This window comes from Allobosea sp. GW822-FHT05A11, from assembly GCF_058800455.1.
This window is the reverse complement of record NZ_JBXAMI010000002.1, coordinates 756207-780695: the sequence shown is the minus strand read 5'-3', so window position 1 is coordinate 780695 and position 24489 is coordinate 756207. Positions and strand designations below refer to the sequence as shown.

Sequence of the window (24489 nt, the reverse complement as noted above, 5' to 3'; positions counted from 1 at the left end):
GGCGGGGCTTTTACTCCGCAGCCGCCTGCCGCTTGTCGAAGAAGCGCTCGCAGGCTTCGGCGACACGCGCGACGGAGGCGTCGTTCACATCGAGATGGGTCACCCAGCGCAGCGTGCCGTAACGCCCGCTGACGGCGATGCCGCGTTCGCGCAGGAAGGCGGCGAAGGCGGCGGTATCGAGCGCCTTTGGCAACATGAACACCATGTTCGTGCGGGCAGGCCCGGCGCCGAGTTCCGGGAAACGTCCCAGCACTTCCGCCAGATCGGCCGCGCGCCGGTGATCCTCGCTGAGCCTCGTGACATTGTGCTCCAGCGCGTAGATCGCGGCTGCGGCGATCACGCCGGTCTGGCGCATGCCGCCGCCCAGCATCTTGCGGATCCGCCGGGCCTTCTCGATGAAATCCTTCGGTCCGACCAGAATGGACCCGACCGGCGCGCCGAGGCCCTTGGAGAGGCACAGCGACACGGTGTCGAACTGCCCCGCGATCCAGGCGGCATCGCGGTTGCTCGCTGCGGCCGCGTTCATCAGGCGGGCGCCGTCGAGATGGGTGGCGAGGCCGCGCGAGCGGGCAAGCCCGGTGGCAGCCTCCAGATAGGCATCGGGCAGCACCTGGCCGTTGAAGGTGTTCTCCAGCGCCAGAAGCCGCGTCATCGCGAAATGGAAATCGTTCGGCTTGATCGCATTGGCGATGGCGTCGAGCGCGATCGTGCCGTCGGCCTCGTTCGGAAGAGGCTGCGGCTGGATCGAGCCGAGCACGGCGGCGCCGCCACCTTCCAATCGATAAGTGTGGGCCATCTGGCCGACGATGTATTCCTCGCCGCGGCCGCAATGGGCCATCAGCCCGGCGAGGTTCGCCTGCGTACCGGTGGGGAAGAACAGGGCCGATTCCTTGCCGAGCCGCTCGGCCGTCATCGCCTCCAGCCGCTTCGTCGTCGGGCAATCGTCATAGACGGCGTCGCCGACCTCGGCCGCGGCCATGGCGGCCCGCATCCCTTCGCCGGGGCGCGTTACCGTATCCGAACGGAAGTCATCCACGATCATCGATCCGATCCTTGCAGGCTGTGCGTCCACCCTATCGGGCGCTTGCCCGATCCATCATGCAAAAATGACAGGGGAGGGCTCAGCATTCCGGCAGGTTGACCGCGAGCCCCCCGAGGCTGGTTTCCTTGAAGCGCTCGTTCATGGCCTCGCCGGTCTGCCGCATCGCCTCGATGCAGTTGTCGAGTGGCATGAAATGCGAGCCGTCCCCGCGCAGAGCCAGCGACGCGGCCGCGACTGCCTTGATCGCGCCGATGCCGTTGCGCTCGATGCAGGGCACCTGGACGAGGCCGGCCGCAGGGTCGCAGGTCATGCCGAGATGGTGCTCCAGCGCGATTTCGGCGGCGTTCTCGATCTGCGCTGGCGAGCCGCCGAGCACGGCGCAGAGCCCGGCCGCGGCCATCGCGGCGGCGGAGCCGACTTCGCCCTGGCAACCAGCCTCGGCCCCGGAGATCGAGGCGTTGTGCTTGATCAGCCCGCCGATCGCTGCCGCCGTCAGCAGGAAGTCGGAGACCTTTTCCGGCTCCGCCCCGACGCAATGGTCGAGATAATAGCGCAGCACCGCCGGCACGACCCCGGCGGCCCCGTTGGTCGGAGAGGTGACGACGCGGCCGCCGGCCGCGTTTTCCTCGTTCACCGCCATGGCGTAGACGCTGAGCCAGTCCGTCGAGGCATGCGGCTGCGAGCGATTGGCCAGTTTCTCGGCCGCCAGTTGCCGGTGGATATGCGCCGCCCTGCGCCGCACGCGCAGACCGCCGGGCAGTTCGCCCTCCTGATTCATGCCGCGCTCGATGCAGTCGTTCATCACCGACCAGAGGCGGGCGAGGCCGCTTTCGACCTCTTCTTCTGGCTGGAGATGGATTTCGTTGGCGCGCTTCATCGCCGCGATCGACAGCCCGCTCTCCTTGGCCATGCGCAGCATCGTTGCCGCATTCGCGAATGGATAGGGCCAGGACGATGTCTGCGTAGAAGCGGCCGGGGCTTCGCGCTCCTGCGCCGTGACCACGAAGCCGCCGCCGATCGAATAATAGGTCTCGGACAACAACTCCGCCCCGGCGGAATCGCGGGCGCAGAAGATGAGCCCGTTGGCATGGCCGGGCAAAGGCGGTCCGTAGTCGAAGACGATGTCGGTCGCGGGATCGAAGGCCAGCGGCGGCAGGCCATCATGGCGCAGAAGATGGCTGCGGCCGAGTTCGTCGAGCTGGCGTTCGGCCGCATCGAAGTCGAAGGCTGCCGGCGTCCAGCCGAGCAGGCCGAGCGCCACGGCCCGGTCGGTGGCGTGGCCCTTTCCGGTGAAGGCGAGCGAGCCGTAGAGCGTCGCCTTGACGGCTGCCGCGCGATCGCGCGCTGGGTCCCGGCGCAGCAGGTCGAGGAAGTGCCCCGCCGCCGTCATCGGCCCCATCGTATGCGAGGACGAAGGGCCGATACCGATCTTGAAGACGTCGAATACGCTCAGGAACATCCCCGCCCCCTGTCGAAGCCGGTCTGGAAATCAGACGGAGATCGCCATTCCGTCGCGCTGCGGGTCGGCCCCGCCCGAACACGTGCCATCGACGATTCCGATCGCATGAAGGGCTGCGAAAGGGAATGTCTGGGCCGAACGTTTGACGTCATATCCGGCGGCGGTGAGCTCGGCGCTGACATTGCGGCGGATGCGGTTGGAGATGTCGATCGTGTTCGAGACGGCCATGACCCGCGGTGCGGCGACGGCCTCGAAGGGCGACATGCCGAAATCGAGCATGTTCATGATCCCCTGCGCGATCGCCGGCGCGATATAGCTGCCGCCGGGCGCGCCGATGACGATGCGCGGCGTCTCGCCGTCGAAGACGACGGTCGGCGCGGCGGAAGAGGCGCGGCGCTTGCCGGGCGCGATCGACGCCGCCCGGCCGGGGCGCGGGTCGAAGCGGCTCATCGTGCCGTTATAGATGAAGCCGAGCCCGTCCGAGATCGCGCCGGAGGGGCTACCCAGGGTATGAGTCAGCGCCACGGCGTTGCCCTCGCGGTCGACGACGGTGACATGCGTCGTCTCGCGCTGCGATTTGTCCAGCCTGTCGATGACCGCGCGCTCGCCGCGCCGGATCGCCTCGGCCTGCTCGGCCGCATGCGCCTTCGAGATCAGTCGCTCGACAGGCACGTCGACATAGGCCGGGTCGCCCATGAAGCGATCCTTGTCGATGGTCATGCGCCGCATTGCCTCGGCGAGCAGGGTGATGTGCTCGACGCTGCCATGCCTGAGCGCGCCGATGTCGAAATTCTCGAGGATGTGCAGGATCTGCAGCATCGACATGCCGCTCGCCGGCGGCGGCGAGGTCGAGATCCGGTGCCCGCGATAGGAACCCCAGATCGGCTCGGCGACCGAGAGTTCATAAGCCGCGAAGTCGCGCTCGCTGATCAGCCCGCCCTGGGCCGCGAAGTCGGAGGCCATCCGGGCGGCCAGCGCGCCATGGTAGAAATCGTCCGGGCCGCTCTTGGCGAGATGCTCCAGCGTGGCGGCGAGATCGGGATTGACCAGGGTGTCGCCGACGCGCTTGGGGCTGCCATCGGGCCGGAAGTAGACGTCGCGTCCGGTCTTGCTGTAGCGCAGCTTGTCGCCGGTATTGACCTCACCGCCGCCGCTCTGGTCCTGGCTCCAGAACCAGTGCATGTGCGGCCGCACGAGCACGCCTTCATGCGCCTGCCTGATCGCGGGTGCCATCACGTCGCGCCAATCCATCGTGCCGAACCGGGAGAGCGCATGGGCATAGCCCTTGACGCTGCCCGGCGTGCAGACGGCGAGATGGCCGAACTCGTTGATCCCGCCCTTGAGCAGGAAGGCGAAACCGTCCCGCGTCTGCCCCTGCAGATGCTGCAGCCACATGTCCGGCGTCGCGGCGAGCGGAGCTTTTGCATAGAACTCGACGATCTCATGGACGCCGCGGCGCGGCATGTAGACCTGCATCGAGCCGAAGCCGCCGATGCCGCACATCAGCGGATCGACCACGCCCTGCATGAAGGCGCAGGCGATCGCCGCGTCGATGGCGTTGCCGCCGCGCTCCAGAACCTCGGCCCCGGCCTCCGCCGCTTCCGGCTGCGGCGCGACGATCATCGCGTTCTTCATCGTCGGCATCGGTGGCGTTTCCTCGTCCCGGTTCGCGTCGGCGGCATCATCCGCACCGCGGCGAATCCTGCGGCCCCATCACTGCCTCATAATGCAGCGCGGGGTCCATCCTGATCCCGGCGGCCTGCGGCGGGACAGGCATCCTTTTGGAACATGGGCGAGGCGGCCGAGCGGGACCATCGTCACGGGTCCGATGGTCTAGGCCGGCTTCCTGAGGTCGACGATCTTGATCGTTCCGCTCGGCTTGCGTTCATTCACCGCATCTTCGGAGATCTCGACGGGGTCCGAATGATGTTTCTCGGCCGCCAGGCCTTCGGGATCGTGCGGCTCGTAGGGAGCATGGGGACCGGTGGCGTGAGCCGAGCGCGGGTTCGGGCCGGCGCGGCTTTCGTTTTCGTCTCCTGGCTGCCCGGGCCTGCGAGCCGTGCTGAAGACAGCCGGGACGCCGCTCGCCTGATCGGAAACCTTGCTCATCGATCGATCCTCCTCGGAGGTGAACCTCCGCGGGGCCGATCGGGTTCCGCATAGGCCTTGCCGATGCCCGGCTGCCGGCGGGATCAGCCGCCAAGCGCTTCCCGATGCGCCTTCGCGAGATCGGCCATGCTGTTGAAGCGGAAATCATATCTCGGCATGTCGCCCGGATGCATCGTCGCGCCGAAGCCGTCCTTGTCGTGGCGGCGATAGATCCAGCAGGAGGCCAGTCCGTGCCGGTTCGCCGGGCCATGGTCGTGGAACATGCTCTCGGCGGTGTGCAGGATCTCGTGCTTCCGGATGCCCAGCGTCTCCAGCTTTTCGAACATGTAGTCGAAATTCCGATCCGCCGGCTTGTAGGAGCCGATATCCTCGGCCGTGTAGATCGCATCGAAGGCGACCTGGAGCTTCGCATTGCTTGCGGCGAAGCTCTCATTGTCGACATTCGACAGGATCACGAGCTTGTAGTGACGCTTAAGGTACCGGAGCGCTTCAGCGGAATCGGGGAAGGCCGGCCAGTTCTTGACCGATTGCCCGTACGCCACGCATTCCTCCCAGGACGCCGACAGGCCCCATTCCTCGGCGAGGCGCTTGTAGACGATCGGCAGCAGGTCCCGGTAGATCCGGGTCGGCGTCTGCAATTGCTGCGACGATTCATGCCGCGCATGCGCTTCCAGCACCTGATCACGCGTGGGCGGGGTCGCGAGCCGGCTGGTGAGCGGCTTCAACCCTTCGAACATGCCGGTTTCCCAGTCGATCAGCGTGCCGTAGCAGTCGAAGGTCAGAGCCTTGAAGTCGGTCAGTTGCATCGGTCTTGTCCCTTCTCCGAAAAAGGCTAGGCTACCTAAATACCTAATTCTATAGGTATCGGACACTTAAGTGTGCGGCTGGCTTGTCGGCCTGAAAACCGGGCTGGAGGCGGTTCCGATGGATGTGGATTTCCGACAGGCCTTCGAGAATGCCCCGGTCGGGCTTGTCGTGGGCCGCAATCGCATCATCCTGGCCTGCAACCTCGCATTCGCCAGGATATTCCGCGGATCGATCGGCGATCTCGTCGGCCAGACCTTCGAGCGGCTCTACCCGACGCAATCCGATTACGAGGAGACCGGGAAGCGCGTCGGCGCGCGCCTGTCCGATGAGCGCAGCTATACCGATGACCGCGTGATGCGGCGCCTCGACGGCAGCCTGTTCTGGGTCAGGGTCAGCGGCTTCACCTATACGCCAGACGACGCGCACGGGCATGCGCTGTGGGTGTTCTCCGAGCTCGCAAAGGCTGAAGCTGCCGGGCCGTCGCTGCGAACGTCGCTGACGCCGCGCGAACGCGACGTCGCCGCACTCCTGATCGAGGGCAGGACGGGCAAGGAGGCCGCCAAGGCACTGGGCATCAGCCCGCGCACCGTCGACATCTATCGCGCCCGGCTGCTGCGGAAATACAACGTCAACAGCACCAGGCGACTGGTCGAGCTTCTGCTGAGCGGCTGACCGCCCGGCAGGCCGTGGGGGATGATGCCCACGGCCGGGCCGGCTCGAGCGCTTTCCGTCTCCGGGAGCTTCAGCCGATCGTCATCAGGCTGGCATTGCCGCCGGCGGCCGTGGTGTTGATCGAGGTCGAGACCTCTTCCAGCAGCCAGTTCAGGCAATAGGCATCGGGATCGCGCTTCAGCTCCTCCGTGCTCGCCGCCTGGACCAGCACGAGCGGGCCGGAAAGCCCGGCGATCCGGCGGTTCACCTCGCCGATGCGCTGGGTATCGCCCTCGACCAGCGCGCCGGAGAACGGGCCGTCGGCCTCCCAGTCCGAAGTCCAGCCGATGCGGGTTTCCACCGCAGCCGGCAGCCCCGACAGCGCTCCCTTCAACCCGGAGGCCGCGTCGATGACGAGCTGGTTGCCGGTCGCCAGCGCCGCCGCGACCTGCCGATGGAGGCCTGCTTCCGTCTGCGGCGCGAGCAGGATACGGCCGCGCGGATGCAGCGCATAGAGATTGCGCTCGCCGACCGGACCGGCCAGCTCGATATGCAAGCCCAGCGCCGAATGGCCGCCGGTCTCGCGGGCGGCATCGGCTTCCGCCTTCAGCCCCTTGCTCGCGAGCCAGGCGGCATATTCGAGCAGCGCCGGGTCGATATGGACCGAGCCGTGCTGGGGCGGCACCGGCGCCTTGCGCACGAGGCGGCCGATATAGAGCGGCCCGCCGGCTTTGGGACCGGTGCCGGAGAGGCCACGGCCGCCGAAGGGCTGCACGCCGACGACGGCGCCGATGATGTTGCGGTTCACATAGAGATTGCCCGCCTTGATGCGGCTGGTGACATGGGCGATCGTCTCGTCGAGCCGCGTATGCAGGCCGAAGGTCAGGCCGTAGCCGGAGCCGTTGACCTCGTCGATCAGCTTGTCGAGATCCTCGCGCTCATAGCGGATGACGTGCAGGACCGGCCCAAAGACCTCGCGCTTCAGGTCGGTCAGGCTCTTCAATTCGACGATGGTCGGCGGCACGAAGGTGCCCTTCACCGCGCTCTCCGGCAGCGGGAGCTGCTCGACCTTGCGGCCGAGGCCGCGCATGCGCGCGACATGCTCGTCGATTTCGCCCTGGGCACCCTCGCTGATCACCGGGCCGATATCGACGCTGAGCTTGTCGGTGCGGCCGATGGTGAGTTCCTTGAGCGCGCCCTGCAGCATGTGCAGCGTGCGGTCGGCGATGTCCTCCTGCAGACAGAGCACGCGTAGGGCCGAACAGCGCTGGCCGGCGCTGTCGAAGGCCGAGGCGATGACGTCGGCGACGACCTGCTCGGCCAGCGCGGAGGAATCGACGATCATGCCGTTCTGGCCGCCGGTCTCGGCGATCAGCGGGATCGGCTTGCCCTCGGCCGAGAGGCGCTCCGCCAACTGGGCCTGGATGCCGCGCGCGACCTCGGTCGAGCCGGTGAACATCACGCCCGCCGTCTCCGCCGCGCCGACCAGAGCGGCGCCGAGGCGCCCGCTGCCCGGCGTGAACTGCAGGGCGCCGCGCGGGACGCCGGCCTCATGCAGGATCTTGACGCTCTCATGCGCGATGATCGGGGTGACGCCCGCGGGCTTGGCCATCACCGCGTTGCCCGCGACCAGCGCGGCCGCGACCTGCCCGGTGAAGATCGCCAGCGGGAAGTTCCACGGGCTGATGCAGACGATCGGCCCGAGCGGCGCATGCGCCGGGCCCAGCGTCTTGCGCGCCTGGTCGGCATAATAGCGCAGGAAGTCGATGGCCTCGCGCACCTCGCTGATCGCGTTGGCAGCCGATTTGCCGGCCTCGCGCATGGCGATGCCCATCAGCGTCTCGATGCGCGCCTGCATGAGGTCGGCGGCGCGGTCGAGGCAGGCGGCACGTTCGGCCGGGGGCACGGCGGCCCAGGCCTTGCCGCCCTCGGCGGCGAGACGCGCGATCCTGGCGGCATCCTCGACGGCAAGCTCGGTGACCTGCCCGACGACGTCGGCATGATCCGCCGGATTCAGGACCGGTCGCGTCGTGCCGGCGGTGGAGTTATCCGCCAGCAGCGGCACGGCATGCCAGTTCTGCCCGACCGTAGCAGTGAGATTGCTCGCGAGCTCAGCCAAAGCCGCCTCGTTGGAGAGGTCAATGCCCTTCGAATTGACGCGGTCGGCGCCGTAGAGGTCGCCCGGCAGCGCAATCTGATCGTGCAGCATGCCGATGACCGGCATCGCTTCGACCACGTCGACGGGGTCGGCGACGAGCGAGTCGATGGTCACGCTCGGATCGGAGATGCGGTTGACGAAGGAGGAGTTCGCGCCGTTTTCCAGCAGGCGCCGCACGAGATAGGCGAGCAGCGTCTCATGGGTGCCAACCGGCGCATAGATGCGGCAGGGCCGGTCGAGATTGTCCTTGCCGACGACCTCGTCATAGAGCGGCTCGCCCATGCCGTGCAGGCACTGGAACTCGTATTTGCCGACCGCGAAGTCGCTGTCGGCGAGGTGGTAGATCGTCGCCAGCGTCTGGGCGTTATGCGTCGCAAATTGCGGGAAGATCGCGTCGGGAGCTGCCAGCAGCTTGCGGGCGCAGGCGACATAGGCGACGTCGGTATGGACCTTGCGGGTATAGACCGGGAAATCGGCGAGCCCGTCGACCTGAGCGCGCTTGATCTCGGCATCCCAATAGGCGCCCTTGACGAGGCGCACCATCATGCGCCGGCCTGAGCGGCGGGCGAGATCGATGATCCAGTCGAGCACGAAGGGGCAGCGCTTGCCATAGGCCTGCACCACGAAGCCGAGGCCGTTCCAGCCTTGCAGCGCGTTATCGAAGCTCAGCGCCTCCAGCAGGTCGAGCGAGAGCTCCAGCCGGTCGGCTTCCTCGGCATCGATATTGAGGCCGATATCGTAGGATTTGGCGATCAGCGCGAGCTCACGCACGAGCGGCAGCAGCTCGCTCATGACGCGGCCAGCCTGCGCGCGGCTATAGCGCGGATGCAGGGCCGAGAGCTTGATCGAGATGCCTGGGCCTTCGAAGACGCCGCGCCCGTTCGCGGCCCGGCCGATAGCGTGGATCGCGTTCTCGTAGTCGCGATAGTAGCGCGCGGCATCGGCGGCGGTGGTCGCCGCCTCACCGAGCATGTCGTAGGAATAGCGGAAGCCGCGCGCCTCCAGCGGCCGGGCGCGCTTCAGCGCCTCGTCGATCGTCTCGCCGGTGACGAACTGCTCGCCCATCATCCGCATCGCCATGTCGACGCCGCGCCGGATCACCGGCTCGCCCGCGCGAGCGATGAGGCGGGTCAGGGCGGCGGCGAGGCTGCGGTCATTGACGGTCGAAGTCAGCTTGCCGGTGACGACGAGGCCCCAGGTCGCAGCATTGACGAAGAGCGATTTGCCGCCGCCGACATGGGACTTCCAGTCGCCATCGGCGATCTTGTCGCGGATCAGCGCGTCGCGCGTCGCGGTGTCTGGGATGCGCAGTAGCGCCTCGGCGAGGCACATCAGCGCGACGCCCTCCTGGCTGGAGAGCGAATATTCTTGGACGAGCCCCTCGACGCCGGTGCCCTTGTGCTTGGCCCGCAGCGCCTCGATCAGCTTGCGCCCCGTGCGCGCGATCTCCTGCTTGCTCGCTGGCGCCAGCTTCGCAGCCGCCAGCAGGGGCGGAAGGCACTCCGTTTCAGGCCGGCGATAGGCGGCGGTGATCGCCTGGCGCAGCGCCGACTGCTCGCGGATCGGCGGAGCGAAGCCCTCGAAAGGCGCCGGGCTGGAGGCGGTGTTGGCGGCGGCAGCGGTGGCTTGGCTCATGGCTTGTCCCGGCGGGTTCGAACGCGACGGGCCGGGGGCGATACCCTCTCCCGTTCTTTGCGCGGGAGCTTATCATGAGCGCGATTCTCAGGCGGTCTAAATTTTGTTATCCTGCAGTCCGTTCAGACTTCAGATTTGAGGATTGCAAGTGAAAAAGCCTAAGGAAATGCCAATCGAAGGCGATTTGGATGCGCTTGATCGCAAGATCTTGGACGTGCTCAGGGAGGATGGCCGGATCTCGATCGCCGAGCTCGGCGCGCGGATCGGCCTCTCCAAGACGCCGTGCCAGATCCGGTTCCGCCGGCTTGTCGACGACGGCTATATCGAAGGCTTCCGGGCGACGCTCAATCCGGCGAAGCTGAAGCTCGATCACATCGCCTTCGCCGAGGTCAAGCTGTCCGACACCACGGAAAAGGCGCTGACGAAATTCAACGAGGAGGTCAAGAAAATCAGGGAGGTCGAGGAGTGCCACATGATCGCGGGCCGCTTCGATTACCTCCTGAAGATCCGCACGCCGGATATCCGGCGCTACCGGGCCGTGCTGGGCGAGAAGATCTCGAACCTGCCCCATGTCGCGAACACCTCGACCAATGTCGCGATGGAAACGGTCAAGGAAACCTGGTGAGGCCCTCGCGCTTGCGGTGTCGGCATCGCCGGTCGGCGGCCCTGCTTGATCGCGACGACCCAATCCAGCCGCCGACCAGCGCACCTGCCGGGCTGGGAGATCGCCACAGCGATGAACAAGGCCCGATCGGACGCTCGCCGATGCATGAGAATGCGCGCGCCCGTGCGACGCAACCGCGTGCGAATTCAAGTTCAAGCGAACGAAGGAGGGGCAGAAAAAGAGTGGCGGAGACGGAGGGATTCGAACCCTCGATACCCTTGTGGGGTATGCTCATTTAGCAAACGAGTGCCTTCAGCCTCTCGGCCACGTCTCCGGCGAGAGGCTCTATGCCCGATTGCAGAGCCGTTTGACAAGCCTCGTCGGCAACTTCCTTCGCTTCGCCTGTGCATGCTCCTCAGTGGGCCACCGAGCACTCCCGTGTGAAGGGAGGGCACATCAGAAGTTGGCCTCCGCAAAGCGGCGTCTCTGACAACCAAGCCCTGCGCCGGCTCGCCTTGCTCCGCCGCAGGGCAGCCATTAGATTGAGCCTGTCCGTTGGGGTGCCGAGAGGCTGAGAGGCGTGGTCAGCGCCAACCCATCGTACCTGATCCGGGTAATGCCGGCGAAGGGAACGGTCTTCGGCTCGCAGACACTTTGCTCGTGCCCAGGCCGCTGCCTTCCCGGGAGCAGGGAAGAGCATGACGGCAGAACGCCCTCATTCCAGCCTGAACGTCGCGGTGGTCGGCGCTGGTGTCGTCGGCCTGGCCTGCGCCACCGAATTGCTGGCGCGCGGCGCACAGGTCACCATCCATGAGCGCGGTCCGCGCATCGGTGCCGAAGCCTGTTCCTGGTTTGCTGGCGGCATGCTGGCGCCGTGGTGCGAGGGCGAAAGCGCCGAGGAGCCGGTGATCCGGCTCGGCCAGCAGGCGGCCGACTGGTGGGAGCGCCATGCCGGTGGGGTCGTCCGCAACGGCACGCTCGTGGTCGCGCCGAGCCGGGATCGTTCGGAATTGCGCCGCTTCGGGCAGCGCACGAGCCATTTCGAGGAGATCGATGGCGAGGCCATCGCCGTGCTCGAGCCCGATCTCGCCGGACGGTTTTCGCGCGGCCTGTTCTTTGCGGGTGAAGGACATCTCGATCCGCGTGAAGCCATCGCCGCGCTGGCTGAGCGCCTCCTCGCGAACGGCGGCACAATCCATTTCAACAGCGCCGTCGAGCCCGTCGATCTCGATGCCGATATCGCCCTCGATTGCCGGGGGCTAGCGGCGCGTGATGTCCTCCCGGGCCTGCGCGGAGTAAAAGGCGAGATGCTGCTGCTGCGCAGCGACGATATCAGCCTGTCGCGCCCTGTCCGGCTGCTGCATCCGCGCATTCCGCTCTACATCGTCCCGCGCGCGGACGGGCTCTTCATGGTCGGCGCGACGATGATCGAGAGCGGCGAGCGGCGTCGCATCTCCGCTCGCGCCATGCTGGAACTGCTCGGCGCGGCCTATGCGCTGCACCCTGCTTTCGGCGAGGCGGAGGTGGTCGAGATCGGCACCGATGCCCGCCCAGCCTTTCCCGACAACCTGCCGCGGCTGACGCGTCGCGGCCGCGTGATCCATGTCAACGGGCTCTATCGCCACGGCTTCCTGCTCAGCCCCGCCATGGCGCGGATGGCGGCGGATGCCGTGCTGAACCCGCAAGCAACACCGGAGATGCTGCATGACCTTGCTGCTTAATGGCGCCCCGCAGGACGTCGCGGCGAAGACGCTGGCCGAGGCGCTGGCGGAGCTGGGCTTCGGCGGCCGCATCGTCGCGACCGCGGTGAACGGCGATTTCGTGCCGGCCCGCAAGCGCGCCGAAACGGCCCTAAGCGAAGGCGACCGCATCGAGATCGTCGCGCCGATGCAGGGAGGCTGAGATGGCGTCCTTCTATGGCTTCGAGCCGCAGAACCCGCTGTTCCTCGGCACGGCGCAATACCCGTCGCCCGCGATCCTGGCCGAGGCGGTGAAGCGTTCGGGCGCCGAGGTCGTCACCGTTTCGCTGCGGCGGGAATCCTCCGGGGGGGCCGGCCAGGCCTTTTGGGCGCTGATCCGCGAGCTCGGCGTCAAGGTGCTCCCGAACACGGCCGGCTGCCACACCGTCAAGGAAGCCGTGACCACGGCGCAGATGGCGCGCGAGGTCTTCGGTACCGACTGGATCAAGCTCGAGGTGATCGGCGAGGACGACACGCTCCAGCCGGACGTGATCGCGCTGGTCGAGGCCGCGCGCATTCTCGCCGATGACGGCTTCAAGGTTTTTCCCTACACGACCGAGGATCTCGTGGTCGGCGGGCGCCTGCTCGATGCCGGCTGCGAGGTGCTGATGCCATGGGGTGCGCCGATCGGGTCGGGCAGGGGGCTCAACAACCCCTATGGCCTGCGCAGCCTGCGCCAGCATTTCCCGGATGTGCCGCTTGTCGTCGATGCCGGCATCGGCCTGCCGTCCCATGCCGCGCAGGCGATGGAGATGGGTTATGACGGCATCCTGCTCAATACCGCAGTCGCCAAGGCGGGCGATCCCGCCGCGATGGCGGAGGCCTTCTCGCTCGCCATCCGCGCCGGTCGTCAGGCTTTTGCCGCGCAACCGATCGAGGCGCGCGACATGGCCGCTCCCTCCACGCCCGTCATGGGCAAAGCCTTCCTGGCCTGAAAGATCGCTCCCGCATGAAGCTCGATCCGTTCTACCCCATCTTCGACAGCGCCGACTGGCTGGAGCGGATGCTGCCGCTCGGCGTCAAGCTGGTGCAGTTGCGCGTCAAGGACCGGCCCGAGACCGAGATCGCCCGCGAGATCGCGCGGGCGAAGACGCTTTGCGCCGCGGCCGGCTGCGTGCTCGTCGTCAACGACTACTGGAAGCTCGCCATCGCCGAGGGGTGCGACTGGCTGCATCTCGGCCAGGAGGATCTCGACGAGGCCGATCTCGATGCGATCCGCAAGGCCGGCCTGAAGCTCGGCATCAGCAGCCATGACGAGCCGGAGCTGGAGCGCGCGCTGGCGGCGAAGCCTGATTATGTCGCGCTCGGTCCCGTCTATCCGACGATCCTGAAGCAGATGCGCTTCGGCCCGCAGGGCCTCGAGCGGCTCGGCGACTGGAAGCGCCGCATCGGCGACCTGCCGCTGGTCGGCATCGGCGGCATCTCGCTGGAGCGGGCGCCGGGTGTGTTCGAGGCCGGCGCCGATATCGTCGCGGCGGTGACCGACATCACGCTGAACGCCGATCCCGAAGGCCGGCTGAAGGCCTGGGTTGCGGCGACGCGGAAGCACGCGGCCTGAGAGGGCGTCATTCTCGGGCGGAGCGAACCTTCGACCCGAGAATCTCATGACGAGAAGGCACTGGTTTCCGAGATACTCGGGTCAAGCCCGAGCATGACGGCCAACGAAAGGGCGTCTCAGCTCTCCGCCTCGGCCGACATCGTGTGCCCGTCGACATGGCCGAGGCTGCGTTCGGGGTCGAGCCGGTCGCGCACGCGCTGCTTCAGCACCTTCGAATCCGGGAAGCCGCCATCGGCCTTGCGGTCCCAGATCAGCTCGCCGTCATAATGGATCTGGAAGATGCCGCCGGTGCGCGGGATCAGCGCGACCTCGCCGAGATCCTGCCCGAAGGTCGAGAGCAGTTCCTGCCCGAGCCAGGCCGAGCGCAGCATCCAGTTGCACATCGAGCAATAGGTGATGGCGATGCGGGGGGCGGGCTTGGTCTGGGTCATGAGCGGTCACCGAAGCAGGAGGTCGTCTCCGACATCCCGCTTCGGAAGCCCCGATGCAAGTCCGAAAGCTGCATGGCCGATCGGCATGAGGCGCTTTTTCTAAGTCTTTGTTTTGAATAAATAAAATGAATGCGCTTAGACCTCGTCGATATAGCGTCGGCGCAGATGCGCCTTGAACACCGAAGCATCGAGCGGCCGGCCGGTGGCTTCAGTCAGCAGGTCGTCGGTCTGGAGCAGCGAGCCCTTGCCGTGGATATTGGTGCGGAGCCAGCCGACCAGCGGGCTGAAATCGCCCTTGCCGATGCCGGGCAGGATCGAGGCTTCTGCCTTGCAGGCGGCGTCGAAGATCTGGGCCGCGGTCATCGCACCCAGCGTATAGGTCGGGAAATAGCCCCAGCCGCCCGACGGCCAGTGGATGTCCTGCAGGCAACCGAGCCGGTCGTTGGGCACGGTCACGCCGAGCAGGGACTTCATCCCGGCATTCCAGGCGGAAGGCAATTCGGCGAGCGGCATCTCGTCGGCAATCAGCGCCTTTTCCAGCCGGTAGCGCAGGATGACATGGGCCGGGTAGGTCACCTCGTCGGCATCGACGCGGATGAAGCCGGGCTCGACGCGGGTATAGCGATGCCACATCGCCGTGCTTTCCCACGCCGGCCCCGCACCTCCAAAACTCTCGCGCATCAGCGGCGCGGCGTAAGCCAGGAACTGGCGCGAGCGGCAGGCCTGCATCTCCATCAGCAGCGACTGGCTCTCATGCAGGCTCATGCCGCGCGCCGCGCCGACCGGCTGGTTGAGATGCGCTTGAGGCCGGCCCTGCTCGTAGAGCGCGTGGCCGGTCTCGTGCAGCACGCCCATCAGCGCCTTGGTGAAATCGGTCTCGTCATAGCGCGTGGTGATGCGGACATCGTTGTCGGCGCCGCCGCAGAACGGATGGGTCGAGATGTCGAGCCGGCCGCGCTCGAAATCATAGCCGAGCGCCGCCATGAACTTGAGCCCCAGCGCCCGCTGCGTCTCGGTCGCGAAGGGGCCTTCCAGCGCAGGCAACGCAGGCCGGCGCGCCTGCACCGCCATCGCTTCCTGCGTGAAGCCCGGCAGGAAGGCGGCAAGATCGTCGAACAGCCCGTCGATCTTGGCGGAACGGCCGCCCGGCTCGTAATCGTTGAGCAGGGCATCATAGGCGGAGAGCCCGAGCTTCTCGCCCTTGGCTCGGCCGATCTGACGCTGGAGATTTAGCACTTCGGCGAGATAGGGCAGGAGACCGGCGAAATCGGCATCGGCCCGCGCTTGGCGCCAGCGCATCTCGCAAGCGGAGATCGCCTTGCTCGACGCTTCCACCAGTTCGGAGGGCAGGGCGGTGTCGACCGTCCAGACGCGTCGGATCTCGCGCAGGTTGGCCTTCTCCCAGGCGCCGAGGCTGCCGTCGCTCTCGGCCTCGCCGAGCCAATCGCCGATGCGGCTATCGGTCGAGAGACCGTGGCGCATGACCTGGAGCAGGGCCATGCTTTCGGCCCGCGTCTCGGCCGCGCCCTTCGGCATCATCACGTCGTTGTCCCACTGCAGGATGCCGATGGCATTCGACAGGGCAGCGATGCGGCCGAAATGGGCGGAGAGGTCGGAATAGGCGGTCATGCGGCTCTCTGATGTGGGAAGGGGCAGCGCAATTGAAGCGCTTTTCCCGGCCCGGACAAGCTGCGTCAGCAGCGCCGGGCCGGAATGACGGTGGTGGTCCGGTTCAGGCGAACAGCTTGGAATATTGGCGCGGCTGCGAACGCAGATACTGGTTCGGCGCCTTGACGGTGGCGCCGAGCTGTGCCGCCGCATGCCAGGGCCAGCGCGGGTTGTAGAGGATGCCGCGCGCCAATGCGACGAAATCGGCCTCGCCGGTGCCGATGATCGCCTCGGCCTGCTCGGCCTCGGTGATCAGGCCGACCGCCATGGTGGCGACGCCGGTCGCCTGCTTCACGGCGCGCGCCAGCGGCACCTGATAGTTGGGGCCGAGCGGAACCTTTTGCGTGGCCGAGAGCCCACCGCCGGACATGTCGATGAAATCGGCGCCGCGCGCCTTGGCGGCTTGGGCGAAGGCGATGCTCTGCTCGATGTCCCAGCCGCCCTCGACCCAATCCGTGCCCGAAACGCGGAAGCCGACCGGATAGCCTGCCGGCACCACGGCTCGCACCGCATCGAGCACCGCGAGCGGGAAGCGCATCCGGTTCTCCAGCGAGCCGCCATACTCATCCTCGCGCTTGTTCGAGAACGGCGAGAGGAACTGGTGCATCAGATAGCCATGGGCGCCATGCAGTTCGATCGCGGCGAAGCCGAGCCGGACGGCCCGGCGGGCCGAATCCGCGAAGGCCTCGATCAGCCGGCCGATATCGTCGCTTGTGAGGGCACGGGGCGGCCGCGGGTAGGTCTCGAAGCCGATTTCCGAGGGGGCTTCGACCGTCCAGCCGCCCTGGTCGAGGCCGAGCTGGCCGCCGCCCTTCCAGGGCTGGGCGAGAGAGGCCTTGCGCCCGGCATGGGCGAGCTGGATCGCGATCGGCATGTCCGACCAGCGGCGGGCGGAATCCAGCGCCTTGCCGAGCGCGGCTTCGGTCTCGTCGGACCAGAGGCCGAGATCGAACGGGCTGATGCGCCCGTCCGGCTCGACGGCTGTCGCCTCGATGATCAGGAGGCCGGCGCCGGACAGCGCGAGATGGCCGAGATGGATGGTGTGCCAGTCGCTGGCGCAGCCATCCTGTGCCGAATACTGGCACATCGGGGCGATGACGATGCGGTTGGCAAGCGTAAGGCTGCCGAGCTGATAGGGGCTGAAGAGCTGGCTCATGTCGGGAATGGGTCTCGAAGGGGCAGGTTTCCGGCACAGTCTAGAAGCCTTCGCGCCGGCAAGGCCAGTGGCCCTCGCGCAAACGCGATGCCCGATGCGTGCAGATGCACCTCGCGGCGCCGGCGCTCTCGATGCTAGCCTCGACGCGACCCTTCGCGCTTGGAGACCGCCATGTCCGACGCTTCCGATTCCGTTGAGCTCACTCGTGACGGCGGCGTCGCCATCCTGACGCTCAACCGGCCGGCCGTGCTGAACGCCATCGACGCGCCGATGGCCGAACGCTTCCTCACGCAGGTGAAAGCGATCGCGGCCAGCGGCGACGTGCGTGCTATCCTGCTGCAAGGCAATGGCCGGGCGTTCTGCGCCGGCGGCGACGTCTCGCAGTTCCTCGCGGGCAGCGACATCGCGGCCGGCATCGAGGCGATCATGGCGCCGCTGCACGAGGCGCTGCGTCTGCTCGATTCCCTGCCGCAGCCTTCGGTTGCATGCCTGCACGGGGTCATCGCCGGAGGCGGCTTCAGCCTCGCGCTCGCCTGCGATCTCGCCGTCGCGGCCGATGATGCCCGCTTCACCATGGCCTACGCCCGGATCGGCGCGACGCCCGATCTCGGCGGTACCTACCGGCTCGCCCGCCTCGTCGGCCAGCGCAAGGCGCGCGAGATCGCGCTTCTGGCGGAGACCTTCGGAGCGGAGGACGCGCTGAAGATCGGCCTCGTCAACCGCGTCGTGCCGGCTGCTCAGGCGCGCGACGAGGCTCTGGTGCTGGCCCGCAAGCTCGCGGCGGGGCCGACCGGCGCGTATGGCCGCATCCGCACCCTCCTGACGGAAGCCCCGGATGCCGATCTGGCAACGCATCTCGACGCGGAACGCGACGCCTTCCGCGAGACGACGGCGACTGCCGATTTCCGCGAGGGTGTGACGGCCTTTCTGGAAAAGCGGTCAGCCGCGTTCGCCGGCCGGTGATGGGCATAGCTGCAGCGCCTGTTCACCTTTGCGTGCGTTGCACAATCTGCTCCTGAAAATGCCGTAATCGCACATATGATAAGCAGGCTTACGGTTGGGAGGCCTGTGAATGAAACGACCCCTGCGGCGGGAACTGATGTTCCAGCTCGTCGAAACCTCGCGTCTGCTCAGGACCTATGTTGAGCAGCGCGCCCGCCAGCACGGCACGACGCGGGCGCAATGGGGCGTGATGTCCCGGCTCAGGCGGCAGGAAGGGCTGAACCAGGCCGCCCTTGCCGAGCAGATGGACCTTCAGCCGATCTCGCTCGCCCGCCTGCTCGACCGCTTGCAGAGCCAAAACCTGATCGAGCGCCGCGAAGACCCTGCCGACCGCCGCGCCTACCGCCTCTTTCTCACCCCGGAAGGCCGGGCGCTGGTCGACGATCTCGATTCGGTGCGCACCGAGATCGCTCAGGAGGTGCTCGGCGGCGTCGAAGAGGCGGCGATCCTGTCGGCGCTCGAAACCTTGTCCGCGATCCGCGAACAGACCCGTACCCGATCCGAAGACAAGGCGCCGGCCTCTGCCGGCAACGCAGCCTGAGCGAGTGGACAGACAATGAAGCGTTCAGGATTGATCATCGGCGTCATCGTCCTCGGCCTCGCTGCCGGCGGCGCCTGGTATTTGCATTCGCGCACCCCTGAGGCCGCTCGCAGCGCGCGTGGCGGGAGAGGCGAGGGGGCCGCCGTGGCGGTGGTGTCCGCCGCCGCGATCCAGGCCGATTTCCCGGTGCGCAAGCACGCCATCGGCTTCGTCGAGACCCCGGCGAGCGTGCTCGTGCGCTCGCGCATAGACAGCCAGATCATGGCCCAGCACGTCACGGACGGACAGTTCGTCAAGGCCGGCGACCTGCTCTTCACCCTCGATGATCGCGACCTCAAGGCCCAGATCGCCAAGGACGAGGCGATGCTGGCCCGCGACGAGGCGACCCATACCCGCAATCTCGCCGATCTCGACCGCTACAGGCAGCTCTTCGCCCGCAATGCCGGCACCCAGCAACAGGTCGACCAGGCGACGGCCGACGAGAAAATCTCGGCCGCCACCATCCAGGGCGACCATGCGACGCTCGATGCCGACCGCCTCAAGCTGGGCTACACCCGCATCACCGCTCCGATCGACGGACGCATCGGTGCGGTCCAGGTCACGCCGGGCAATCTCGTCAATGCCAGCGCCAACAGCAACGGCACCGGCCTCCTGACCATCACCCAGATGAAGCCGCTGCGCGTCTCCTTCGCCCTGCCGGAGAGCGAATTGCCGACCCTGCAGGGGGCGCTCGCCGCCGCGAAGCCCGTGCCGGTCACCGCGCGCGTGCCGAATGCCGCCCGAACGGCGGCCGAGGGCAAGCTCAATTTCGTCGATTCGACCGTCGACGTCACCTCCGGCACGATCACTGCCAAGGCTGCCTTCGCCAATGACGACCTGAGCCTCTGGCCGGGGCAATATGTCGATGTCGAGATCATCCCGGAGACGCTGACCGGCGTCACGGTGATCCCGACCGTCGCCGTGCAGACCGGCCAGAAGGGGCCCTACGCCTTCGTCATCAAGCCGGATTCCACGGTCGATCTGCGCCAGATCAAGGTCGCGCTCAGCGATGGCGAGCGCACTGCGGTCACTGAGGGCATCGCGCCGGGCGAGCGCGTCGTCACCGACGGCCAGATGCGCCTGAAGCAGGGCACGCGGGTGCGCGAGCGGGCGGCTGCGGGCGAGAAGCCGGCGCAGGCCACGCCGGTTGCTGAGGGCGCACGCTCATGAACGTCTCCGGTTTCTGCATCCGCCACCCGGTTGCGACCATCCTGATGTCGGTCTCGCTAGTGCTGGCGGGGCTCTTCGCCTACCGCTTCCTCCCGGTCGCGGCGCTGCCACGCGCCGAGTTCCCGGTCGTCAACGTCTCCGCGCAATTGCCGGGCGCCTCGCCGGATACGATGGCGACCTCGGTCGCGACGCCGCTGATCAAGCAGTTCGGCACCATCGCCGGCATCGACTCGATCTCGACCACGAATTCGCAGGGCTCCACCTCGATCGCCATCCAGTTCGTGCTGAATCGCGATATCGACGCTGCCGCCGCCGACGTGCAGGCCGCGATCGCCCGCACCCAGCGGCAATTGCCGGCCGAGATGACGACCCAGCCGAGCTACCGCAAGGTGAACCCGGCCGATGCGCCGATCATCCTGCTGGCGCTGAAGAGCGATGTGGTGCCGTTGTCGCAGCTCGACGCCTTCGCCCAGCAGGTCATCTCGCCAGCGCTCTCCACCGTGGACGGCGTCGCGCAGGTGCTGATCTGGGGCAGCCAGAAATATGCGGTGCGTATCCAGATCGACCCGACCGCACTCGCCGCGCGCGGCATCGGCCTCGACGAGTTGCAAGCCGCGATCACCGCGACCAACGCCAATACGCCGGTCGGCACGATCCAGAACACGGCCCAGCAGCTGACGATTCAAGCGAAAACACAGCTCGCCAATGCCGCGCAGTTCGCCAACGTCATCATCACCACGCGCTCGGGCAAGCCGGTGCGGCTCGGCGACGTCGCCAAGGTCATCGACTCCGTCGAGAACACCCAGACCCGCAGCACCTATGACGGCACGCCGGCGATCGTGCTCGCCGTGCAGCGCCAGCCCGACGCCAATACCGTCGAGGTGGTCGACCGCGTCAAGGCGATGATCCCCGCCTTCGAGGGCCAGTTGCCGGCAGCGGCCTCGCTCTCGCTGCTCAACGATCGCTCGACCTCGATCCGCCAGGCCGTGGACGACGTGCAGTTCACGCTGCTGCTGACCATCGCGCTGGTGGTCATGGTGATCTTCGTCTTCCTGCGCCGGGTAGCCGCGACCTTCATCCCGGCCGTTGCGGTGCCGATCTCGATCATCGCCACGCTTGCCGCGATGTACCTGCTCGGTTTCTCGATCGACAACATCTCGCTGCTGGGCCTGACGCTCTCGGTCGGCCTCGTCGTCGACGACGCTATCGTCATGCTCGAGAACATCGTCCGGCACATGGAGGAGGACGGGCTTTCCGCCTTCGAAGCCTCGCTGAAGGGCGCCGGCGAGATCGGCTTCACCATCATTTCGATCTCGCTTTCGCTGGTCGCGGTCTTCATCCCCGTCCTGCTGATGGGCGGCGTCATCGGTCGCATCTTCAATGAGTTCGCGGTGGTGGTGACGGTCTCGATCCTCGCTTCCGCCTTCGTCTCGCTGACGCTGACGCCGATGCTCTGCTCGCGCCTGCTCTCGGGCTATTCCGAGCACCACCAGGAGAACGCGCTCGGCCGCTGGCTGGAGAAGGGCTTCGACAAGCTGCTCGCCGGCTACGATGCCGGCTTGAAATTCTGCCTGCGCGTCCAGCCGGTGATGCTGCTCGCCTTCTTCCTGACCATGGCGGGCAGCGTCTGGCTGCTCCAGAGCGCGCCGAAAGGCTTCTTCCCGCAGGAGGATATCGGCCAGCTCCAGGTCTCGACCGAGGCGCGGCAGGACATCTCCTTCGAGGCGATGCAGAAGCTGCAGGCCGAGGTCGCCGATATCTTCCGCAAGTCGCCTTATGTGGCCCATGTCGCCTCGACCGTCGGCGGCAATGGCGGCGGCGGCAGCGCGCTGAATGCCGGCCGCCTCTTCGTCGAACTGAAGCCGCTCGACGAGCGGCCTCATATCCAGGCGGTGTTGGCCTCGCTCAGGCGCGATCTCGCCCAGGTGGCGGGCATCAACACCTATATGACCCCCGTGCAGAATCTGCGCATCGGCGCGCGCTCCTCGAAGAGCCAGTACCAGCTCGTCGTGCAGGGGCTCGACCAGCAGCAGATGAACGGCTGGGCCGTGCGCCTCGCCGACGCGATGAGCCGCGACCGCTCAACCTTCGTCGATGTCACCACGGATCTGCAGGACAATGCCTTGCAGGCGACCGTCATCGTCGACCGCGACAAGGCCAATGCGCTCGGCATCGGCTCCGACATCCTGCGCTCGACGCTCTATTCCGGCTTCGGCGTCCGTCAGGTCTCGACGATCTACACCGCCGGCGACAGCTACGATGTGGTCGTCGAGTTCAACCCGAACGAGCATTGGACGCCCGAGCGGCTGAACGCCATCCGCATCCGCACCAAGACTGGAACGCTGGTGCCGCTGGGCGCCATCGCCCGGATCGAGCGGACGGCCGGCCAGCTCACGGTGAACCAGCTCGGCCAGCTTCCGGCGGTGACGATCTCCTACAACCTGCCGGCCGGCGTCGCGCTCGGCGACAGCGTCAACCGCATCGAGGCGATCAAGGACGAGCTCGGCCTGCCCAAATCGATCTCGACCACGCTCGCCGGCACCGCCAAGACCTTCCAGGACTCGCTCGCCAATCAGGGCCTGCTGATCGCCGGCGCGATCCTGACGATCTACATTGTGCTCGGCATCCTCTACGAGAGCTTCATCCACCCGCTGACGATCCTGACCGGCCTGCCATCGGCGGCGGTCGGTGCGCTCGGCGCGCTCCGGCTCTTCGACCTCGAGCTCTCGGTCATCGCGATCATCGGCCTTCTGATGCTGATCGGCATCGTCAAGAAGAACGCGATCATGATGATCGACGTGGCGCTGGTGCTCAGGCGGGAGGGGAAATCGGCACAGGAGGCGATCCATCAGGCCTGCGTGATGCGCTTCCGGCCGATCCTGATGACGACGCTCGCTGCCCTGATGGGCACCTTGCCGATCGCGCTCGGCGCCGGCGCGAGCGCCGAACTGCGTCAGCCGCTCGGCATCGCCGTCGTCGGCGGCCTGATGATCTCGCAGGTGCTGACGCTGTTCATCACGCCCGTCCTGTTCCTCTACATGGACAGGCTGTCGGAAGGGCTGGTGAAGCTCGGCGGCTTCTTCCGCGGCACGAAGCACGCTCCGCCCGTCACGCATCCGGCGGAGTGAGCCGTTGTCCAGCCAAGAAGGGACTGCGTTGAAAACCTCTTCCGGCAGAAAGAGGGCAGGATAGGGGGAGGGGCCGTTGGACAGTTTGGCCGGAACCCACCCGCTCAACCGAGGAGGGAACGCTCTACCAGTCCAACGGCCCAAATTTCGCCGCCCGCCTCTCTCCCTCTTGCCGGAGAAAGGCCCGCGCGGCCTGTGTCGAGCCGGTCTCGTGGGAGAGGTATGAGTCCGATCGCGGCCTCAGGCCGCGTCGAGACCGTACAGCGAGTGCAGCGTGCGCACCGCGAGCTCGGTATAGGCGGCGTCGATCAGCACCGAGAACTTGATCTCGGAGGTCGTGATCGCCCGGATGTTGATGCCCTTCTCGGCCAGCGCGCGGAAAGCGCGGGCGGCGACGCCCGCATGCGAGCGCATGCCGACACCGATCGCCGAAATCTTCACCACATCGGTCGCGCCCTGGATCTCCTGGTAGGAGATCGTGTCGTGCTTGCTTTCGAGCAGCGCCTTGGCGCGCTCGTAATCGGCCGTCGGCACGGTGAAGGTGATGTCGGTCGTCGCCTGGTCGTCCGAGACGACCTGGATGATCATGTCGACATTGATGTTGGCATCGGCGAGCGGGCCGAAGATCGCCGCGGCGACGCCGGGCTGGTCAGCCACGCGGCGGAGGGTGATCTGGGCTTCGTCCCGGGAGAAGGCGATGCCGGTGACGATGGGCTGTTCCACGATGTCGTCCTCGTCGCAGATGAGGGTGCCAGGATTGGGGTTTTCGGGGTCGTCGAAGGAAGAGCGCACATAGGTCGGCACGCGCTGCGTCATGGCGATCTCGACCGAGCGCACCTGCAGCACCTTGGAGCCGAGCGAGGCCATTTCGAGCATTTCCTCGAAGGAGACCTTGTCCATGCGTTTGGCCTTCGGCACCACGCGCGGGTCGGTGGTGTAGACGCCGTCGACATCGGTGTAGATGTCGCAGCGATCGGCCTTGAGGCCGGCGGCGAGCGCGACCGCGCTGGTATCGGAACCGCCGCGGCCGAGCGTGACGATGCGGTGCGTGCGCGGATTGACGCCTTGGAAGCCGGAGCAGACCGCGATCTCGCGGTTGCGGTCGAAGCCCGCAAGAATGCCGGCGCCGTCGACGCTCTCGATCCGGGCCGAGCCATGCGCGTCGGAGCCGTAGAGCGGAATCTGCCAGCCCTGCCAGGAGCGCGCCGGCAGGCCCATCTCCTGCAGCACGATCGCCATCAGCCCGGAGGTGACCTGCTCGCCCGAGGCGACGACGGTGTCGTACTCGGCCTGGTCGAAGGCCGGGGCCGCTTCCTTGCACCAGCCGACCAGCTCGTTGGTCTTGCCGGACATGGCGGAGACCACGATCGCGACCTCGTTGCCGGCGTCGAACTCGCGTTTGACGTGGCGCGCCGCGTTCTTGATGCGCTCGACGTTGGCGACTGAGGTGCCGCCGAATTTCATCACCAGACGGGCCATGACGGTCTTTTCGATAGCTGTCCCCGGCAAGCCGGGTCGAAAGGTCGCCCTCGCACTTGCAGCGGGGCGGGTGTAGATGACGGGCGTCAGGCGCGGTGTCAATGCGGCATCGC

20 protein-coding genes, 1 tRNA gene and 1 riboswitch are annotated in these 24489 nt (G+C 67.1%); of the genes, 10 read left to right on the top strand and 11 right to left on the bottom strand.

What is annotated here, in order from left to right; translation table 11 throughout:
- Nucleotides 1-10 precede the first annotated feature (10 nt).
- From ltaE to AC1RLU_RS08925, 5 genes are all read right to left on the bottom strand, one after another.
- On the bottom strand, nucleotides 11-1042 hold the full coding sequence (ltaE, locus tag AC1RLU_RS08945; RefSeq protein WP_492795063.1) for a low-specificity L-threonine aldolase: 1032 nt from the start codon (nucleotides 1040-1042) through the stop codon (nucleotides 11-13).
- Between the two features lie 79 nt (nucleotides 1043-1121).
- Nucleotides 1122-2501 (bottom strand): L-serine ammonia-lyase, encoded by a 1380-nt coding sequence (locus AC1RLU_RS08940; RefSeq protein WP_492795062.1) that lies wholly within the window; start codon nucleotides 2499-2501, stop codon nucleotides 1122-1124.
- A gap of 30 nt (nucleotides 2502-2531) precedes the next feature.
- A complete protein-coding gene (gene ggt, locus AC1RLU_RS08935) occupies nucleotides 2532-4136 on the bottom strand; it encodes a gamma-glutamyltransferase (RefSeq protein WP_492795250.1) in 1605 nt (534 codons plus the stop codon).
- Between the two features lie 198 nt (nucleotides 4137-4334).
- Entirely contained in the window at nucleotides 4335-4610 is a 276-nt protein-coding gene (locus AC1RLU_RS08930; RefSeq protein WP_061964205.1) for a hypothetical protein, read from the bottom strand.
- Nucleotides 4611-4693: 83 nt separating this feature from the next.
- Nucleotides 4694-5416 carry a haloacid dehalogenase type II gene (locus AC1RLU_RS08925; protein ID WP_061964203.1) on the bottom strand — a complete coding sequence of 241 codons (723 nt, stop codon included), beginning with the start codon at nucleotides 5414-5416 and terminating at the stop codon, nucleotides 4694-4696.
- Between the two features lie 118 nt (nucleotides 5417-5534).
- Between AC1RLU_RS08925 and AC1RLU_RS08920 the strand changes: the two genes are divergently transcribed.
- On the top strand, nucleotides 5535-6089 hold the full coding sequence (locus tag AC1RLU_RS08920; RefSeq protein ID WP_492795059.1) for a helix-turn-helix transcriptional regulator: 555 nt from the start codon (nucleotides 5535-5537) through the stop codon (nucleotides 6087-6089).
- Nucleotides 6090-6159: 70 nt separating this feature from the next.
- On the opposite strand, the gene putA is transcribed toward AC1RLU_RS08920, so the two are convergent.
- Nucleotides 6160-9861: a trifunctional transcriptional regulator/proline dehydrogenase/L-glutamate gamma-semialdehyde dehydrogenase gene (putA, locus tag AC1RLU_RS08915; protein ID WP_492795058.1), complete on the bottom strand. Its 3702-nt coding sequence runs from the start codon at nucleotides 9859-9861 to the stop codon at nucleotides 6160-6162.
- Between the two features lie 166 nt (nucleotides 9862-10027).
- Here putA and AC1RLU_RS08910 point away from each other — a divergent pair, with 166 nt between their 5' ends.
- Nucleotides 10028-10486 (top strand): Lrp/AsnC family transcriptional regulator, encoded by a 459-nt coding sequence (locus tag AC1RLU_RS08910; protein WP_061964197.1) that lies wholly within the window; start codon nucleotides 10028-10030, stop codon nucleotides 10484-10486.
- Between the two features lie 222 nt (nucleotides 10487-10708).
- Here the strand turns inward: AC1RLU_RS08910 and AC1RLU_RS08905 are convergent.
- Nucleotides 10709-10799: transfer RNA gene (locus AC1RLU_RS08905), tRNA-Ser, on the bottom strand.
- A 212-nt stretch (nucleotides 10800-11011) separates the two neighbouring features.
- Nucleotides 11012-11113, top strand: a riboswitch (TPP riboswitch).
- A 77-nt stretch (nucleotides 11114-11190) separates the two neighbouring features.
- Here AC1RLU_RS08905 and thiO point away from each other — a divergent pair.
- The 4 genes from thiO to AC1RLU_RS08885 are packed head-to-tail and all read left to right on the top strand — an operon-like array spanning nucleotide 11191 to nucleotide 13762.
- Nucleotides 11191-12186, top strand: coding sequence for a glycine oxidase ThiO (gene thiO / locus AC1RLU_RS08900; protein WP_492795249.1), 996 nt, complete (start codon nucleotides 11191-11193; stop codon nucleotides 12184-12186).
- Nucleotides 12170-12367 carry a sulfur carrier protein ThiS gene (thiS, locus tag AC1RLU_RS08895; RefSeq protein WP_061964195.1) on the top strand — a complete coding sequence of 66 codons (198 nt, stop codon included), beginning with the start codon at nucleotides 12170-12172 and terminating at the stop codon, nucleotides 12365-12367. The genes thiO and thiS overlap by 17 nt, the downstream gene beginning before the upstream one ends.
- A gap of 1 nt (nucleotide 12368) precedes the next feature.
- A complete protein-coding gene (locus AC1RLU_RS08890; RefSeq protein WP_492795056.1) occupies nucleotides 12369-13139 on the top strand; it encodes a thiazole synthase in 771 nt (256 codons plus the stop codon).
- A gap of 14 nt (nucleotides 13140-13153) precedes the next feature.
- On the top strand, nucleotides 13154-13762 hold the full coding sequence (locus AC1RLU_RS08885; protein WP_492795055.1) for a thiamine phosphate synthase: 609 nt from the start codon (nucleotides 13154-13156) through the stop codon (nucleotides 13760-13762).
- Between the two features lie 116 nt (nucleotides 13763-13878).
- Here AC1RLU_RS08885 and AC1RLU_RS08880 read toward each other — a convergent pair whose 3' ends face one another.
- The 3 genes from AC1RLU_RS08880 to AC1RLU_RS08870 all read right to left on the bottom strand — a co-directional run bounded on the left by AC1RLU_RS08880 (nucleotide 13879) and on the right by AC1RLU_RS08870 (nucleotide 17017).
- Nucleotides 13879-14193, bottom strand: coding sequence for an Rdx family protein (locus tag AC1RLU_RS08880; RefSeq protein WP_047580587.1), 315 nt, complete (start codon nucleotides 14191-14193; stop codon nucleotides 13879-13881).
- Between the two features lie 135 nt (nucleotides 14194-14328).
- Nucleotides 14329-15822: a carboxypeptidase M32 gene (locus AC1RLU_RS08875; RefSeq protein WP_492795053.1), complete on the bottom strand. Its 1494-nt coding sequence runs from the start codon at nucleotides 15820-15822 to the stop codon at nucleotides 14329-14331.
- A 103-nt stretch (nucleotides 15823-15925) separates the two neighbouring features.
- Complete coding sequence (locus AC1RLU_RS08870; protein ID WP_492795051.1) at nucleotides 15926-17017, bottom strand: NADH:flavin oxidoreductase/NADH oxidase; 1092 nt, start codon at nucleotides 17015-17017, stop codon at nucleotides 15926-15928.
- Nucleotides 17018-17188: 171 nt separating this feature from the next.
- Between AC1RLU_RS08870 and AC1RLU_RS08865 the strand changes: the two genes are divergently transcribed.
- The 4 genes from AC1RLU_RS08865 to AC1RLU_RS08850 all read left to right on the top strand — a co-directional run bounded on the left by AC1RLU_RS08865 (nucleotide 17189) and on the right by AC1RLU_RS08850 (nucleotide 22897).
- Nucleotides 17189-17980 carry an enoyl-CoA hydratase/isomerase family protein gene (locus AC1RLU_RS08865; protein ID WP_492795049.1) on the top strand — a complete coding sequence of 264 codons (792 nt, stop codon included), beginning with the start codon at nucleotides 17189-17191 and terminating at the stop codon, nucleotides 17978-17980.
- 109 nt (nucleotides 17981-18089) lie between these two features.
- Nucleotides 18090-18560, top strand: a complete 471-nt coding sequence (locus AC1RLU_RS08860) for a MarR family winged helix-turn-helix transcriptional regulator (protein WP_091855599.1) — start codon at nucleotides 18090-18092, stop codon at nucleotides 18558-18560.
- A 15-nt stretch (nucleotides 18561-18575) separates the two neighbouring features.
- Entirely contained in the window at nucleotides 18576-19769 is a 1194-nt protein-coding gene (locus AC1RLU_RS08855) for an efflux RND transporter periplasmic adaptor subunit (RefSeq protein WP_492795047.1), read from the top strand.
- Nucleotides 19766-22897 carry an efflux RND transporter permease subunit gene (locus tag AC1RLU_RS08850; RefSeq protein WP_492795045.1) on the top strand — a complete coding sequence of 1044 codons (3132 nt, stop codon included), beginning with the start codon at nucleotides 19766-19768 and terminating at the stop codon, nucleotides 22895-22897. Before AC1RLU_RS08855 ends, AC1RLU_RS08850 begins: the two co-directional genes overlap by 4 nt.
- 240 nt (nucleotides 22898-23137) lie before the next feature.
- Here AC1RLU_RS08850 and AC1RLU_RS08845 read toward each other — a convergent pair whose 3' ends face one another.
- Complete coding sequence (locus AC1RLU_RS08845; RefSeq protein WP_113587951.1) at nucleotides 23138-24376, bottom strand: aspartate kinase; 1239 nt, start codon at nucleotides 24374-24376, stop codon at nucleotides 23138-23140.
- Between the last annotated feature and the right edge of the window lie 113 nt (nucleotides 24377-24489).

Excerpts from the sequence above, each read along its gene's own strand:
- AC1RLU_RS08855 (WP_492795047.1), top strand. The coding sequence starts at position 18,576 with ATGAAGCGTTCAGGATTGATCATCGGCGTCATCGTCCTCGGCCTCGCT.
- AC1RLU_RS08865 (WP_492795049.1), top strand. The coding sequence starts at position 17,189 with ATGTCCGACGCTTCCGATTCCGTTGAGCTCACTCGTGACGGCGGCGTC.
- putA (WP_492795058.1), bottom strand. The coding sequence starts at position 9,861 with ATGAGCCAAGCCACCGCTGCCGCCGCCAACACCGCCTCCAGCCCGGCG.
- AC1RLU_RS08870 (WP_492795051.1), bottom strand. The coding sequence starts at position 17,017 with ATGAGCCAGCTCTTCAGCCCCTATCAGCTCGGCAGCCTTACGCTTGCC.
- AC1RLU_RS08925 (WP_061964203.1), bottom strand. The coding sequence starts at position 5,416 with ATGCAACTGACCGACTTCAAGGCTCTGACCTTCGACTGCTACGGCACG.
- AC1RLU_RS08930 (WP_061964205.1), bottom strand. The coding sequence starts at position 4,610 with ATGAGCAAGGTTTCCGATCAGGCGAGCGGCGTCCCGGCTGTCTTCAGC.
- ggt (WP_492795250.1), bottom strand. The coding sequence starts at position 4,136 with ATGAAGAACGCGATGATCGTCGCGCCGCAGCCGGAAGCGGCGGAGGCC.
- AC1RLU_RS08890 (WP_492795056.1), top strand. The coding sequence starts at position 12,369 with ATGGCGTCCTTCTATGGCTTCGAGCCGCAGAACCCGCTGTTCCTCGGC.
- AC1RLU_RS08875 (WP_492795053.1), bottom strand. The coding sequence starts at position 15,822 with ATGACCGCCTATTCCGACCTCTCCGCCCATTTCGGCCGCATCGCTGCC.
- thiS (WP_061964195.1), top strand. The coding sequence starts at position 12,170 with ATGACCTTGCTGCTTAATGGCGCCCCGCAGGACGTCGCGGCGAAGACG.
- AC1RLU_RS08850 (WP_492795045.1), top strand. The coding sequence starts at position 19,766 with ATGAACGTCTCCGGTTTCTGCATCCGCCACCCGGTTGCGACCATCCTG.
- AC1RLU_RS08940 (WP_492795062.1), bottom strand. The coding sequence starts at position 2,501 with ATGTTCCTGAGCGTATTCGACGTCTTCAAGATCGGTATCGGCCCTTCG.
- AC1RLU_RS08880 (WP_047580587.1), bottom strand. The coding sequence starts at position 14,193 with ATGACCCAGACCAAGCCCGCCCCCCGCATCGCCATCACCTATTGCTCG.
- AC1RLU_RS08845 (WP_113587951.1), bottom strand. The coding sequence starts at position 24,376 with ATGGCCCGTCTGGTGATGAAATTCGGCGGCACCTCAGTCGCCAACGTC.
- ltaE (WP_492795063.1), bottom strand. The coding sequence starts at position 1,042 with ATGATCGTGGATGACTTCCGTTCGGATACGGTAACGCGCCCCGGCGAA.
- AC1RLU_RS08910 (WP_061964197.1), top strand. The coding sequence starts at position 10,028 with ATGCCAATCGAAGGCGATTTGGATGCGCTTGATCGCAAGATCTTGGAC.
- AC1RLU_RS08920 (WP_492795059.1), top strand. The coding sequence starts at position 5,535 with ATGGATGTGGATTTCCGACAGGCCTTCGAGAATGCCCCGGTCGGGCTT.
- AC1RLU_RS08885 (WP_492795055.1), top strand. The coding sequence starts at position 13,154 with ATGAAGCTCGATCCGTTCTACCCCATCTTCGACAGCGCCGACTGGCTG.
- AC1RLU_RS08860 (WP_091855599.1), top strand. The coding sequence starts at position 18,090 with ATGAAACGACCCCTGCGGCGGGAACTGATGTTCCAGCTCGTCGAAACC.